The organism is Mycobacterium sp. IS-3022 (genome assembly GCF_001500065.1).
In the GTDB taxonomy this organism is placed as follows: domain Bacteria; phylum Actinomycetota; class Actinomycetes; order Mycobacteriales; family Mycobacteriaceae; genus Mycobacterium.
Genome location: NZ_LQIN01000048.1, coordinates 68,333 through 83,229, shown reverse-complemented (window position 1 = coordinate 83,229; position 14,897 = coordinate 68,333). Strand labels below are relative to the sequence as shown.

13 protein-coding genes are annotated in these 14,897 nt (G+C 66.5%); all 13 read left to right on the top strand.

What is annotated here, in order from left to right; translation table 11 throughout:
- Positions 1-102: 102 nt before the first annotated feature.
- The 13 genes from fadD5 to AU188_RS20640 all read left to right on the top strand — a co-directional run bounded on the left by fadD5 (position 103) and on the right by AU188_RS20640 (position 14,895).
- Complete coding sequence (gene fadD5 / locus AU188_RS20700; protein ID WP_059165357.1) at positions 103-1,770, top strand: fatty-acid--CoA ligase FadD5; 1,668 nt, start codon at positions 103-105, stop codon at positions 1,768-1,770.
- A 212-nt stretch (positions 1,771-1,982) separates the two neighbouring features.
- Entirely contained in the window at positions 1,983-2,777 is a 795-nt protein-coding gene (locus AU188_RS20695) for an MlaE family ABC transporter permease (protein WP_059100621.1), read from the top strand.
- A 1-nt stretch (position 2,778) separates the two neighbouring features.
- Positions 2,779-3,648 (top strand): MlaE family ABC transporter permease, encoded by an 870-nt coding sequence (locus AU188_RS20690; protein ID WP_059100622.1) that lies wholly within the window; start codon positions 2,779-2,781, stop codon positions 3,646-3,648.
- Between the two features lie 4 nt (positions 3,649-3,652).
- Positions 3,653-4,864, top strand: coding sequence for an MCE family protein (locus AU188_RS20685; RefSeq protein WP_059165356.1), 1,212 nt, complete (start codon positions 3,653-3,655; stop codon positions 4,862-4,864).
- Positions 4,861-5,892, top strand: a complete 1,032-nt coding sequence (locus AU188_RS20680) for a virulence factor Mce family protein (protein ID WP_059165355.1) — start codon at positions 4,861-4,863, stop codon at positions 5,890-5,892. Before AU188_RS20685 ends, AU188_RS20680 begins: the two co-directional genes overlap by 4 nt.
- Entirely contained in the window at positions 5,889-7,463 is a 1,575-nt protein-coding gene (locus tag AU188_RS20675; RefSeq protein ID WP_059165354.1) for an MCE family protein, read from the top strand. Before AU188_RS20680 ends, AU188_RS20675 begins: the two co-directional genes overlap by 4 nt.
- A 3-nt stretch (positions 7,464-7,466) precedes the next feature.
- Positions 7,467-9,119 (top strand): virulence factor Mce family protein, encoded by a 1,653-nt coding sequence (locus AU188_RS20670; protein ID WP_059165353.1) that lies wholly within the window; start codon positions 7,467-7,469, stop codon positions 9,117-9,119.
- Positions 9,120-9,148: 29 nt separating this feature from the next.
- On the top strand, positions 9,149-10,303 hold the full coding sequence (locus AU188_RS20665) for an MCE family protein (protein WP_059165511.1): 1,155 nt from the start codon (positions 9,149-9,151) through the stop codon (positions 10,301-10,303).
- A gap of 3 nt (positions 10,304-10,306) precedes the next feature.
- Positions 10,307-11,872, top strand: a complete 1,566-nt coding sequence (locus AU188_RS20660; RefSeq protein ID WP_059165352.1) for an MCE family protein — start codon at positions 10,307-10,309, stop codon at positions 11,870-11,872.
- Complete coding sequence (locus AU188_RS20655; protein ID WP_059165351.1) at positions 11,842-12,486, top strand: Rv1363c family protein; 645 nt, start codon at positions 11,842-11,844, stop codon at positions 12,484-12,486. Before AU188_RS20660 ends, AU188_RS20655 begins: the two co-directional genes overlap by 31 nt.
- Entirely contained in the window at positions 12,483-13,466 is a 984-nt protein-coding gene (locus AU188_RS20650) for an RDD family protein (protein ID WP_059165350.1), read from the top strand. The genes AU188_RS20655 and AU188_RS20650 overlap by 4 nt, the downstream gene beginning before the upstream one ends.
- Entirely contained in the window at positions 13,463-14,014 is a 552-nt protein-coding gene (locus tag AU188_RS20645) for an Rv1363c family protein (protein ID WP_059165349.1), read from the top strand. Before AU188_RS20650 ends, AU188_RS20645 begins: the two co-directional genes overlap by 4 nt.
- On the top strand, positions 13,981-14,895 hold the full coding sequence (locus AU188_RS20640; RefSeq protein ID WP_059165348.1) for a prolipoprotein diacylglyceryl transferase: 915 nt from the start codon (positions 13,981-13,983) through the stop codon (positions 14,893-14,895). The genes AU188_RS20645 and AU188_RS20640 overlap by 34 nt, the downstream gene beginning before the upstream one ends.
- Positions 14,896-14,897 lie beyond the last annotated feature (2 nt).

Below are 14,897 nucleotides of genomic sequence, written 5' to 3'. Positions count from 1 at the left end.
TCGCCAGCGCTGAGGCGGGCTTGTCCCAAAGCGGCCGAGGCCATAGTGTGACCGGGGCAACACCATGTTTGATCAAATATCATCCAGGCGCAACCTGTTCAGATGGAGCATCAGCAGTTGATCGAGCCGGATCCCACCGCACAGCCCTATCTCGCCCGCAGGCAGAACTGGACGAACCAGCTTGCTCGCCACGCTCTGATGCAGCCCGAAGCCACCGCGTTGCGGTTCCTCGGCCGGACGACGACCTGGCGGGAACTCGATCAGCGAGTGGGCACCCTCGCGGGCGCGTTGCGCAGGCGTGGGGTGAAGTTCGGCGACCGGGTGCTGATCCTGATGCTGAATCGCACCGAGTTCATCGAGTCGTTCCTCGCGGTCAACAAGCTCGGCGCGATCGCCGTGCCGGTCAACTTCCGCATGACTCCGCCGGAGATCGCGTTCCTGGTCAGCGACTGCCGGGCCGAGGTGGTCATCACCGAGGCGGTGCTGGCCAACGTGGCGACCGCGGTGCGTGACATCGACCCGACGCTTACCACCGTGATCGTCGCCGGGGGTGCGACCGACCAGCACGTGATCGGCTACGACGACCTGATCGCCGAGGCGGGCGACCCCGCGGCGACGGTGGACATCCCGAACGACTCCCCGGCGCTGATCATGTACACCTCGGGCACCACCGGCCGCCCCAAGGGCGCGGTGCTCACCCACACCAACATCGCCGGTCAGGCGTTGACGTTCCTGTTCACCAACGGCGCCGACATCAACCACGACGTCGGCTTCATCGGCGTGCCGCTGTTCCACATCGCGGGCATCGGCAACATGATCCCCGGACTGCTGTTGGGCCGCCCGACCGTGATCTACCCGCTGGGGGCGTTCGACCCCGACGAGTTACTCGACGTGCTGGAAGCCGAGCAGGTCACCGGCATCTTCCTGGTGCCCGCGCAGTGGCAGGCGGTGTGCGCGGCACAGCAGGCACGGCCGCGCGCGTTGCGCCTGCGAGTCCTGTCCTGGGGCGCCGCACCGGCGTCGGACACCTTGCTCCGCCGGATGGCCGAGACCTTCCCGGGCACCCAGATCCTCGCCGCCTTCGGCCAGACGGAGATGTCGCCGGTGACGTGCATGCTGTTGGGCGAAGACGCGATCCGCAAGCTCGGCTCGGTCGGCAAGGTGATCCCCACCGTGGCCGCCCGCGTCGTCGACGAGGACATGAACGACGTCCCGGTCGGACAGGTCGGCGAGATCGTCTACCGGGCACCGACGCTGATGGCCGGCTACTGGAACAACCCGGCGGCCACCGCGGAAGCATTCGCGGGCGGCTGGTTCCATTCCGGCGACCTCGTCCGCCAGGACGAGGAGGGCTACGTCTGGGTCGTCGACCGCAAGAAGGACATGATCATCTCCGGCGGCGAGAACATCTATTGCGCCGAGGTCGAGAACGCGCTCGCCGCCCACCCGGCCATCGCCGAGGTCGCCGTGATCGGGCGTCCGGACGACAAGTGGGGCGAGGTGCCCGTGGCCATCGTGGCGTTGGATGCCGCGCTCGGCACAGCCGACCAGACCGATCTTGACCTGCGCGATCTTGACGCGTTCCTCACCGAGCGGCTCGCGCGGTACAAGCACCCGAAGGCTCTCGAGGTCGTAGACGCGTTGCCACGCAACCCCGCCGGCAAAGTTCTGAAAACCGAACTGCGCGCACGTTTTGGGACTGTAGGTCTGATTGACGCGGGTGAAAGTATCGGTGCGCCAACGAATTCTGCTCCGGCGCCGGCGGACTGAGGGACCGAATTGGGTTTGCTAACGGTTATGGGCTCAATCCGCCGGATGCACTGCACGGCGCGAAAGGCATCGGGTACATTCCTGTGGTCCGTCTTACTACCGACGGGTAGGGAGACCGGGATTACATCCGTGAGGTCGGGGCAAGGAGGGGACGTGCGACAGGGGCTGCCGGTGCACCGCGACAGTCGCCGTTGCGCCGCGGGAGCACACTGGTGACGGCGTCGACCGGCGTGGTCGGTTATGTCCGCGATCAGACCAGACCCGCGCTGGAGGCCGTGGGCGGTTTCGTGCGCATGTGCGTGCTCACCGGCAAAGCCCTGTTCAAGCCGTTTCAATGGCGCGAGTTCATCCTGCAGAGCTGGTTCTTGTTCCGGGTGTCGTTCCTGCCGACCCTCGCGGTGTCAGCGCCGTTGACGGTGCTCTTGATCTTCCTGCTGAACATCTTGCTCGCGGAGTTCGGCGCTGCCGACGTCTCCGGCGCCGGGGCCGCGATCGGTGCGGTCACCCAGCTCGGTCCGCTGGTGACCGTGCTCGTCGTCGCCGGGGCGGGCTCCACAGCCATTTGCGCCGACCTCGGCGCGCGTACCATCCGCGAGGAGATCGACGCGCTCGAGGTGCTCGGCATCGACCCGATCCACCGATTGGTGGTGCCGCGCGTCGTCGCCTCCACCTTCGTCGCCTTGTTGCTCAATGGCGCGGTGATCACCATCGGCCTGGTCGGTGGATTCGTCTTCGGGGTGTACCTCCAAAACGTTTCCGCGGGGGCATATGTATCCACGCTCACGCTGATCACCGGTCTACCGGAAGTGGTCATCTCGATCGTCAAGGCCGGTACGTTCGGCCTGATCGCCGGACTGGTCGGCTGTTATCGCGGACTTACGGTGTCGGGCGGCGCCAAGGGCGTCGGTACCGCGGTCAACGAGACGCTGGTGCTGTGCGTCATCGCCCTCTTCGCCGTCAACGTGGTGCTGACCACGATCGGTGTCCGATTCGGTACGGGGAGCTGACGTGTCGACGACAACGGTCCTGCGCTCTCGGTTCCCGCGGGCATACGAGCGCACGAAGAGCGTGGCCGGCGCGCCCACGCGGTTCCTCGACAGCGTCGGACACGTCGCGTGGTTCGTCGTCACCACGATCGGCTCGATCCCGCACGCACTGCGCTACTACCGCAAGGAAACGCTGCGACTGATCGCCGAAATCGGCCTGGGCACAGGCGCAATGGCGGTCGTCGGCGGCACCTCGGCGATTGTCGGGTTCGTCAGCCTGTCCGGTTCATCGCTCGTCGCGATCCAGGGGTTCGCCTCCCTGGGCAACATCGGTGTGGAGGCATTCACCGGGTTCTTCGCCGCGATGATCAACGTCAGATCCGCCGCGCCCTTGGTGGCTGGGGTCGCGTTGGCCGCGACCGTCGGCGCCGGCGCCACCGCCGAACTCGGCGCCATGCGGATCAGCGAGGAGATCGACGCGCTCGAAGTGATGGGCATCAAGTCGATCTCATACCTGGTGTCGACCCGAATCATGGCCGGGTTCGTAGTGATCATCCCGCTGTATGCGATCGCGATGATCCTGTCGTTCCTCTCCGGTCAGGTGACCACCACACTTTTCTACGGCCAGTCGACCGGCACATACGAGCACTACTTCCGCACGTTCCTGCGTCCCGAGGACGTTTTCTGGTCATTCATGGATGTACTCATCATCTCGGTCATCGTGATGGTGAACCACTGCTACTACGGCTATTTCGCCAGTGGCGGTCCGGTGGGCGTCGGTGAGGCCGTCGGCCGAGCCATGCGGGCGTCACTGGTGGCGGTGGCCGTGGTGGTTCTGCTGGTTGCGTTGGCGCTCTACGGCGTCGACCCGAACTTCAACCTGACGGTGTAGCGCCATGACCGCACCGCTGAACAATCCCCGCACCCCGCCGTACAAGCTCGCGGGGCTGGTGTTGACCCTGTTGACGATTGTCGCTCTGGTGCTGGTGTACATGCAGTTTCGCGGCGACTTCCTCAACCGGGAGCAGCTGACCTTGATGGCGGCGCGGTCCGGCCTGTCCATGGATCCCGGCGCCAAGGTGACCTACAACGGCGTCGAGATCGGCCGGGTGGCCAACGTCGAAGCAGTCACCGTCGGCGACGAGCCGAGAGCGAAGATCACGCTCAACGTCGATCCCAAGTACCTCAAGCTGATTCCGAAGAACGTTGATGCCAGCATCGACGCGACCACCGTGTTCGGCAACAAATACGTCAACTTCTCGTCGCCGGAAAACCCGACACCGCAACGGATCACACCGGCCGATGTGATCGACGTGACGAACGTGACGACGGAGTTCAACACGTTGTTCGAGACCATCGTGTCGCTTTCCGAGCAGGTCGACCCGATCAAGTTGAACCAGACATTGGCCGCGACCGCCGAGGCGCTCGACGGGCTGGGCGACCGGTTCGGACAGTCGATCATCAACGGCAACGAGATCCTCACCGACGTCAATGCCCGGATGCCCGAACTCCGCCGGGACAACCGGTTGCTGGCCGACCTCGGCGAGGTGTACGCGAACGCTGCGCCCGATCTGTTCGCGGGGCTGGAGAACGCGGTCACCACCGCCCGCACGCTCAATGAGCAGCAGGGCAACATCGACCAGGCGCTGATGGCGGCCGTCGGGTTCGGCAACATCGGCGGCGAGGTCTTCGAGCGCAGCGGACCGTATCTGGTGCGCGGCGCCGAGGACCTCATCATCACCTCGGAGCTTCTCGACGAATACAGCCCGGCGCTGTTCTGCACGATCCGCAACTTCCACGACGTACAGCCCAAGGTGGCGGCGTCGCTCGGCGGCAACGGCTACTCCCTGCGCACGCTGTCGGAGCTGATGGGCGCGGCGAACCCCTACGTCTATCCGGACAACCTGCCACGGGTGAACGCGCGCGGCGGCCCTGAAGGACGTCCCGGTTGTTGGCAGCCGGTCACCCGCGACCTGTGGCCCGCGCCGTACCTCGTGATGGACACGGGCGCCTCGATCGCGCCGTACAACCACTTCGAGTTGGGCCAGCCGATCCTGATCGAGTATGTCTGGGGCCGCCAGGTCGGGGAGAACACGATCAACCCATGAAAATCACCGGTACCGCCATCAAGCTCGGCGCCTTCTCAGTGGTGCTGCTGCTGTTCACCGCGATCATCGTGGTGGTGTTCGGTCAAATGCGGTTCGACAGCACCACCAGCTACTCGGCGATCTTCTCCAACGCCAGCGGATTGCGCGCCGGCCAGTTCGTCCGCGCCTCGGGCGTCGAGGTCGGCAAGGTCGACAACGTCGAGTTGATCAACGGTGGATCGCACGCGAAGGTCAAGTTCAACGTTGACCGTTCGCTGCCGTTGTTCGAGGGCACCACCGCCTCGGTGCGTTACCTGAACCTGATCGGCGACCGCTACCTGGAACTCAAGCGCGGAGACAGCGACAAGCGGCTGCCGGGCGGCGCCACGATCCCGCTCGAGCAGACCCAGCCCGCGCTGGACCTCGACGCGCTGATCGGCGGCTTCCGACCGGTCTTCCGGGCGCTCGACCCGGAGAAGGTCAACACCATCGCCCAGTCGATCATCACGGTCTTCCAGGGCCAGGGCGGCACGATCAACGACATCCTCGATCAGACGGCCTCACTCACCTCGGCGCTGGCCGACCGCGATCGGGCGATCGGCGAGGTGATCCGCAACCTCAACACCGTGCTGGATACCACGGTCAAGCACCAGGCCGAGTTCGACCAGACGGTGCAGGATTTCGAGAAGCTCATCACCGGTTTGAAGAACCGCGCGGATCCGATCGCCAGCTCCGTCGCCGACATCAGCGACGCGGCAGGCACGGTCGCCGACCTGCTCGCCGACAACCGGCCGCTGCTGCAGAGCACCGTCGGACATCTCGAGGTCATCCAGCAACCGCTGATCGATCAGAAGGACCAGCTCAACGACATCCTGACGAGGCTGCCGACCGCGTTCAAGATCATCGGTCGGGCCGGCGGCATCTACGGCGACTTCTTCAACTTCTACGCCTGCGATATCTCGCTGCGCCTCAACGGCCTTCAGCCGGGCGGGCCGGTACGGACCGTCAAACTCTTCAGCCAGCCGTCGGGTAGGTGCACGCCGCAATGAGGACGCTCGAGGGGTCGAACCGGGTTCGAAACGGGTTGATGGGCATCGTCATCCTGGTCATCGTCATCGGCGTGGGACAGAGCTTCGCCAGCGTCCCGATGCTGTTCGCATCGCCCACCTACTACGCGTACTTCTCCGACACCGGAGGCATCGGCACGGGCGACAAGGTCCGCATCGCCGGCGTGGACGTCGGCCAGGTGCGCAGCATGGAGATCGAGGGCGACAAGGTCAAGATCGGCTACGGGCTCGGCGGCACGCAGATCGGCACCGACAGTCGCGCGGCCATCCGCACCGACACCATTCTCGGCCGCCGCACCATGGAGATCGAGCCACGCGGTTCGGAACCGTTGCGCGCGAACGGTGTTCTGCCACTTGGCCAGACGACCACGCCGTACCAGATCTACGACGCGTTCTTCGACGTGACGAAGGCCGCTTCGGACTGGGACACCCAGACCGTGAAGCGTTCGCTGAACGTGCTCTCGGAGACCATCGACCAGACCTATCCGCACCTGAGCGCCGCGCTCGACGGGGTGGCCCGGTTCTCCGACACCATCGGCAAGCGCGACGAGGACATCAAGAAGTTGCTGGCCAACGCCAACAAGATCGCGGGCATCCTCGGCAACCGCAGCCAGCAGATCAACAACTTGCTGGTGAACGCCCAGACGTTGCTCGGCGCGATCACTGAGCGCCAGTACGCCGTGAGCATGCTGCTCGAACGCGTCGGCTCCTTCTCCGAACAGGTCAAGGGCTTGATCGACGACAACCCGAACCTCAACAGGGTGCTCGAACAACTGCGCGAGGTCAGCGGCGTGCTGGTCGACCGCAAGTACGACCTGATGGACACCCTGACGACGGTCGCAAGCTTTGTGGCGTCGCTCGGTGAGGCGGTCGCCTCGGGCCCCTACTTCAAGGTCATGCTGGTCAACCTGCTGCCGGGCCAGATCTTGCAGCCGTTCGTGGACGCCGCCTTCAAGAAGCGCGGTATCGACCCGCAGAAGTTCTGGCGCGACGCGGGCCTGCCCGCCTGGCGGTTCCCGGACCCGAACGCGCAGGGCTTCGAGAACGGCGCCCCGCCGCCGGGACCCGCCGTGCTCGAAGGCACCCCCGAGAACCCGGGACCCGGTGTGCTGAAGGGGTCGCCGTGCTCGTACACGCCGCCGGCCGACGGTCTGCCGACACCCGCCGACCCGTTGCCGTGCGCGGATCTGTCCGTCGGGCCGTTCGGCGGTCCCGCGTACGGGCCACCCAATGTGGCGACCTCCGATCCGAACGTGCACGGCCCACAACCGTCGCCGGGCGTGCCGGCCGCGGCGATCCCGGGTCAGATCTCGCCGCCGGTGCCGGGCGCGCACATGCCGCTGCCGCCGGCCCCGCCCGGAGCACGCACCGTGCCGGTCGGGCCGCAACCGCCGCTGCCCCCGGATTTCACGCCCGGCATCGCACCACTGCCACCGGCGTTGCCCGCGCCGGCGGTTCCCGGACCCGGTCAGCAGCTGCCGCCCGCCAACACGCCACCGCTGCCGGGGAACCCGCCGTTCCTGCCGCCGCTCTCTCAGGGACAGGGGGGCTGATCGATGACGACGATCTTCAACATCCGAAATCTCAAGTTGCCCAAGGTTTCCCGGGTGACCGTCATCATCGGTGCGCTCGTCGTGGTGCTGGCGCTGGTGGCGGCCTTCGTCGGCTACAACCTGTACAAGAAGCTGACCACCAACACCGTCGTCGCCTATTTCACCGACACGCTGGCGCTGTATCCCGGCGACAAGGTGCAGATCATGGGCGTGAAGGTCGGGGCGATCGACAAGATCGAACCGGCCGGCGACAAGATGAAGGTCACCCTCCACTACGAGAACAAGTACAAGGTGCCCGCCAACGCCACCGCGTCGATCCTGAACCCCAGCCTGGTGGCGTCTCGCACCATCCAGCTGTCGCCCCCGTACACCGGCGGGCCGGTGATGGAGGACGGCGCGGTCATCCCGCTGGACCGTACGCAGGTGCCGGTCGAGTACGACGAGTTGCGCGACTCGATCAACCGCATCCTGACCGATCTCGGGCCCACGCCGGAACAGCCCAAGGGCCCGTTCGGCGACATCATCGAATCCGCCGCCGACGGCTTCGCGGGCAAGGGCAAGCAGCTCAACGAGACGTTGAACAACCTGTCCGAGGCGCTGTTCGCGCTCAACGAGGGTCGCGACGACTTCTTCAGCGTGGTGAAAAGCCTGGCGCTGTTCGTCAACGCGCTGCACCAGAGTGATCAGCAGTTCGTCGCGCTGAACAACGACCTCGCCGAGTTCACCAATGCGTTCACCAACACCGACCGTGAGGTCGCAAACGCGCTGCAGGACCTCAATCAGCTGTTGACGACGACCCGCGGATTCCTCGACGAGAACGCCGAGGTGCTCACCACCGACGTCAACAACCTGGCCGAGGCGACCACCGCGATCCTGCAGCCGGAGCCGCGCAACGGTCTGGAGACCGCCCTGCACGTGTTCCCCACGCTGGCCGCGAACCTGATGAACATCATCTCGCCCACCACCGGTGGTGTGATGGGTATCCCGGTGATCAACAACTTCGCCAACCCGCTTCAGTTCATCTGCAGCTCGATCCAGGCGGGCAGCAGGCTCGGCTACCAGGAATCTGCGGAGATGTGTGCGCAGTACCTCGCACCGATCCTGGACGCGATCAAGTTCAACTTCCCGCCGTTCGGCGTCAACCAGTTCGCCTCGGCGCTGACGTTGCCCAAGCACATCGCGTATTCCGAGCCGCGGCTGCAGCCGCCGCCGGGGTACAAGGACACGACGGTCCCCGGCATCTGGTCGCGCGACACCTTGTTCTCGCACGGGAACCACGAACCGGGCTGGGTCGCCGCGCCGGGTATGCAGGGCGTCGACGTGCAGCCGTTCACGGCGAACATGATGACGCCGGAGTGCTTGGCGGAACTGCTGGGCGGACCCAACTGTGTCGTCGGCGCCGCGCCGCCGGCCTTCGGCACGACGCGCAACGGCAATCTGCCCGGCCCGCCGAACGCGTTCGACCAGAACAACCCCCTACCGCCGCCGTGGTACCCGCAGCCGGGGCCGCCGCCACCGCCGGCACCGGGCGTGATCCCGGGTGATCCGGGCGGAGCGGCTATGGCCGGACCGCTACCGGCTCCCGGTGTGGGGCCCGCGCCCGCCGCGCCGGCGGCGCCGGCAGGACCGCCGCTACCAGCAGAGGCAGGCCGGTGATGAGCGCTCGCGCGAAGAACAGACAGCCGATGATGAGCGTGCGCAAGTGGCGCAGGATCGCTCAGCGCGTAGTCGTGTTGAGCGCGCTGGTCCTCGTGGTGAGTTCCTGCGGTAACTGGAAGGGCATCGCGAACGTACCGCTGCCGGGAGGGCCGGGCACCGGGCCGGACGCGATGACGATCTACGTGCAGATGCCGGATACATTGGCGCTCAACGTCAACAGTCGCGTCCGCGTCGCCGACGTCTACGTCGGCCGGGTGCGCGCCATCGAACTGAAGAACTGGGTGGCGACGCTGACGCTGGACGTGCAGCCCGACATCGAATTGCCCAAGAACGCCCTGGCCCGCATCGGCCAGACCAGCCTGTTGGGTTCGCAGCATGTCGAGTTGGAGCCGCCACCGAACCCGTCGTCGGAGCCGCTGCAAAGCGGTGACACGATCCCGCTCGCGAACTCGTCGGCCTACCCGAGCACCGAGCGGGTGCTGGCCAGCATCGCCACCATCCTGCAGGGCGGTGGGGTGCAGAACCTCGAGGTGATCCAGACCGAGATCTTCAACGTGCTCAACGGCCGGGCCGATGAGATCCGCGAGTTCTTCAACAAGCTGGACACCTTCACCGCCGAGCTGAACCAGCAGCGCCAGGACATCACCCGCGCAATCGATTCCACCGACCGGTTGCTGACGATTGTCGCTGAGCGCAACAACACCCTGGACCGGGTGCTGACCGAGTTCCCGCCGCTGATCAAGCATTTCGCCGAGACGCGTGATCTGTTCGCCGACGCGGTCGAGGCCGTCGGGCGGATCAGCCGGGCCGCCGACAACGCGTTGGCACCCGCCAGCGACAACCTGCACACCAACCTGCAGAACCTGCAGCGGCCCCTCAAGCAACTGGGACGGGCGGCGCCGTACCTGATCGGCGCGCTCAAGATCATGCTCACCGCGCCGTTCTCGATCGAGAACGTGCCGAAGGTGGTGCGCGGTGACTACCTCAACGTGTCGCTGATGGTGGACCTGACGCTGTCCGCGGTCGACAACGGCCTCCTGTCGGGTACCGGCATCTCGGGCATGCTGCGCGCGCTGGAGCAGGCGTGGGGCCGCGACCCGGCCACGATGATCCCGGACGTGCGGTTCACGCCGAACGCGCACAACGCACCGAACGGCCCGCTGGTGGAAAGGGGTGAGTGAGCTGTGCTGACCAGGTTCATCAGGATCCAGCTGGTGCTCTTCACCATCCTGACGATCATCGCGGTGGTGGTGCTGGGGTGGTACTACCTGCGCATCCCGAGCCTCGTCGGAATCGGGCAGTACGAGTTGAAGGCCGAGCTCCCACGTTCGGGCGGCCTGTACGCGACGGCCAACGTCACCTACCGCGGCACGCAGATCGGCAAGGTGACCTCGGTAGAGCCGACCGAGCGCGGCGCGCTGGCGGTGATGAGCATCGATGACCGCTACAAGATCCCCGCCGACGCGACGGCGAACGTGCACTCGGTGTCGGCGATTGGTGAGCAGTACCTGGATCTGGTGTCGACGGGCGACCCCGGCCAGTACCTGTCGCCGGGCTCGACGATCACCGACAGCACCGTGCCCAGCGAGGTCGGCCCGGCGCTGGACGCCGCGAACAAGGGTCTGGCCGTGCTGCCCAAGGAGAAGATCGACGCGTTACTGACCGAGACGTCACAGGCGGTCGGCGGGCTCGGCCCTTCGCTGCAGCGGCTGGTGGATTCCACGACCAACATCGCGCAGGGGTTCCGGGACAACCTGCCGCAGGTCAACGACATCATCGTCAACGCAGGCCCGATCCTGGACAGCCAGGTGCAGTCCGGCGACAACATCGAGCAGTGGTCCCGCAACCTCAATGTGATCGCCGCGCAGGCGGCCGAGCAGGACGCGGCGCTGCGAAGCGGCCTGCAGCAGGCGCCACCCACGCTCGACCAGCTCTCGGCGGTGTTCAGCGGTGTCCGTGATTCGCTGCCGCAGACGCTGGCCAACCTCACCGTCGTGATCGACATGCTCAAGCGGTACAACAAGGGTCTCGAGCAGACGCTGGTGGTCTTGCCGCAGGGCTCGGTGGCCGCACAGGCGGGCACGTTGTTCGAGGACCTGGGTCAGCTGCCGCTGGCGCTGTCGATCAACCAGCCGCCGCCATGCCTGACCGGCTTCCTGCCCGCATCCGAGTGGCGCTCGCCGGCCGACACCAGCATGGCGCCGCTGCCGCGTGGCACCTACTGCAAGATCCCGAAGGACTACCAGGGCAACGTCGTTCGTGGCGCACGCAACTATCCGTGCGTCGACGTCCCGGGTAAGCGGGCCGCGACCCCGATGGAGTGCCGCAGCGACGAACCGTACGTTCCGCTGGGCACCAACCCGTGGTACGGCGACCCGAACCAGATCCTGTCCTGCCCTGCCCCTGGCGCGCGCTGTGACCAGGGCGTGAACCCGGGCCGCGGCGTCATCCAGGCGCCGTCGGTCAACAACGGGCTGAACCCGGCACCCGCCAGCGACCTGCCGCCGCCGAACTCAACGGCGCCGGTCAGCGATCCGCTGAGCCCACCCGGACAGGGCAGCGTGACCTGCAGTGGACAACAACCCAATCCCTGCATCTACACTCCGGCACCAGGGCCACCCGGCTCCACGGCGGTGTACAGCCCGACCAGCGGCCAGGTGGTCGGACCCGACGGCGTGAAATACAACGTCAGCAATTCGAGTAACCCAGGAGACGACGGATGGAAGGAGATGCTGGCACCCGCCAGCTGAACCCCACCGATGCTGATGAGACGCCCGACGAGTCGTTAGCAGTATCCCCAGATCCAGAGCCCGCCGAGGAACCGGACACCACAGAAGAACAGACTTCGACCGATACCCGCCGACCGTCGCGGATCGGCCGCGGTATGGCCGGCGGCATCTGCGCGGCGCTGCTCGCGCTCGCTGTCGCCGGGGGCGTCGCGGGGTTCCTGTTGTTCAAGAATGACCAACGGGTCGCGGCCAGTGAGCGCGCCGAAGCGGCCGCACTGCAGGCGGCCAAGGATTGTGTCGCGGCGACACATGCGCCCGACACCGCCGCCATGACCGCGGCGCAGACCAAGATCATCGATTGCTCGACCGGCGACTTCGCCGTGCAGTCCTCGCTGTACGCGGGAGTCCTTGTGGACGCGTACCAGGCCGCCGACGTGCGGGTGCAGGTCTCGGATATGCGCGCGGCGGTGGAGAAGCACAACGACGACGGATCGTTCGACATCCTGGTCGCGGTGCGGGTCAAGGTCACCAACTCCGACACCGCCGATCAGGAGCAGGGCTACCGGCTGCGGGTGCGGATGGCGCCGGACGAAGGGACTTACAAGGTCGCCGAATTGGATCAGGTCACATCGTGACGTCGTCGACCCTGACACTCGACACGACCTCGGACTCACCGACCACCGACGAGGTGGCCGTGGAGCCGGTGGCGTCGTGGGCGGCCAGGGCGGGCGCGTTCGCCGTCGACGTCCTGATCGGGGTCGCCGTGCTGGTGACGCTGGCATTGGTTTCGCTGACCGCGCCGCTGCGCAGTCCGCTGTGGTGGGGATACGTCGCCGCGGTGGTCGTCGTGGTGTTGTTGATCGCGGTCAATCGCCTTGTGCTGCCTGGCATCGCCGGTTTCTCGCTGGGGCGCGCGGTGTTCGGCATCGCGGTGCGAAAGCGGGACGGCTCACCGGCCGGAGTGTGGCGGCTGCTGATTCGTGACGTCGCGCATCTGCTCGACACTGCCGCGCTGTTCATCGGGTGGTTGTGGCCACTGTGGGATCGCCGGGGCCGGACCTTCGCCGATCTTCTGCTGCGCACCGAAGTGCGGCCAGTAGCCCCGCCGGCGCGAAATGTGCGCAAGCTGACCGCAATTGCGCTGATCGTCGCGACGCTCGGCTGCGGAGCCGCGATCGGCATCAACTACTGGGTGGTGTACCGGCACGAGCGCGCGGTCGAGGCGACCAGGCACCAGATCACCGAGCAGGGGCCCCGGATCGTCGAGCAGATGCTCAGCTACAAGGCCGACACCATGCAGGAGGACTTCTCGCGCGCCCAGGCGCTGACCACCGACGGCTACCGGGATCAGTTGGTCGCCCAGCAGCGGTCCGCGCAGGACGCGGGCATCACCTCCAACTCGTACTGGGCAGTGAGCAGCGCGGTGCTTTCAGCGTCGCCGGACGAGGCCGAGATGCTGCTGGCGATGCAGGGCCAGCGTGGCGACGATCCGAAGAACCTGAAGTTCATCACCGCGACCGTGCGAGCGGATTTCGAGAAGTCGGGCGACGGCCAGTGGCGGGTCGCGAATCTCACGGTGTTGAAGAGGCCGCATATGAATGCACAGGGCCGATGAGTCCGCGGCGCAGGGTCGAATCCGACGAGCGGGACTTCTTCGAAGTGGCGCTGAGGCCGCCGCGGCGCTGGGGGCTACCGGTCGTCGCCGTACTCGCGTCGTTGTTGATGGCCGCCTCGATCACGGTCGGCGCGCTGATGTTGGTCAGCCACGAATCCGACCGGCGCGCTGCGGTGAAGGATGCGGCCGCGCTCGGTTACGTCAGCCAGTTCATGACTGATTACACGACGCTGGATCCGTTCCACGCCAACGCCTATGTGGACCGGATCCTGGCGGAGGGCACCGGCGACTTCGCGAAGATGTTCAAGGAGAAGCAGAACGAGATCTTGATCCAGGTGGCGCGGGCCGAACCCACCACCGGCACCGTGCTCGCCGCGGGCGTGCAGCGGTGGAACGACAACGGCAGCGCCGACGTGCTGGTCGCGACCAAGGTTTCCACCAAAGCGGCGGACGGCAAGTCGACGGTCGAAAGCGGAAACCGTTGGATAGCAACGGCTATCAAGGAAGGACAGCAGTGGAAGATCAGCCAGCTGATCCAGGTGATCTGACCACTGGGGAGGCCGCCGCCACGCCGCGTCGCCGTCGGCGGTGGTTCTCCCTCCGTCGACGGCCGGAAGAGTCGGTGTCCGAGCCGGATTCGTCCGTCGCCGAGGCGACGGAGGACGCGACTGACGAAGCGAAGCCCGCGCCGCGGCCGGTGGGCAAGGCGAACCGCAGAGCCCGAACCCAGGTGTCCGAACCGGAAGCGGCCGAGCAACCCGACGTCGACGAACCGCAAGCTGAGCCCGCCCGACCCGACGTCGAATCCGACACCGAATCCGACGCCGGCGAACCGCAAGCGGAGGCGGACGAAGAATCCGACACCGCCGAATCCGACGTGGTGCCACAGGAAGTGAGGTTCGTGCCGCACCGGCCCGCGGGCAGGCGGCTCATCGCCGCGGCGGTGGCGGCGGCGGTGTTGTTCGTCGGCGCCGCGGCGTTCGCCGGGGCGACACTGCAGCCGTACCTGGCCGAACGGGCCGAGGTCAACACCAAGCTCGACGTGGCGAGCACAGCCGCGAGGGCGATCTCCACGCTGTGGACGTACACGCCGGAGAACATGGAAACGCTGCCGGACAGGGCGGCGGCTTTCCTCGGCGGTGACTTCGCCTACGAGTACCGCAAGTACATCGACGCGATTGTCGCGACGAACAAGCAGGCGAAGGTCACCAACACCACCCAGGTGCTCGGCGCTGCGGTGGAAACCCTGACCCCGAAGGAAGCCACCGCGATCGTCTACACCAATTCGGTGGCCACCAGCCCGATGACCAAGAACATCCCGTCGCTGCGCTACCTGTCCTACCGGTTGACGATGGAACGCCGAGATGCGAAGTGGTTGATCACCCGCATGTCGACCATCACGTCGCTGGATCTGACGCCGCAGCTGTAACC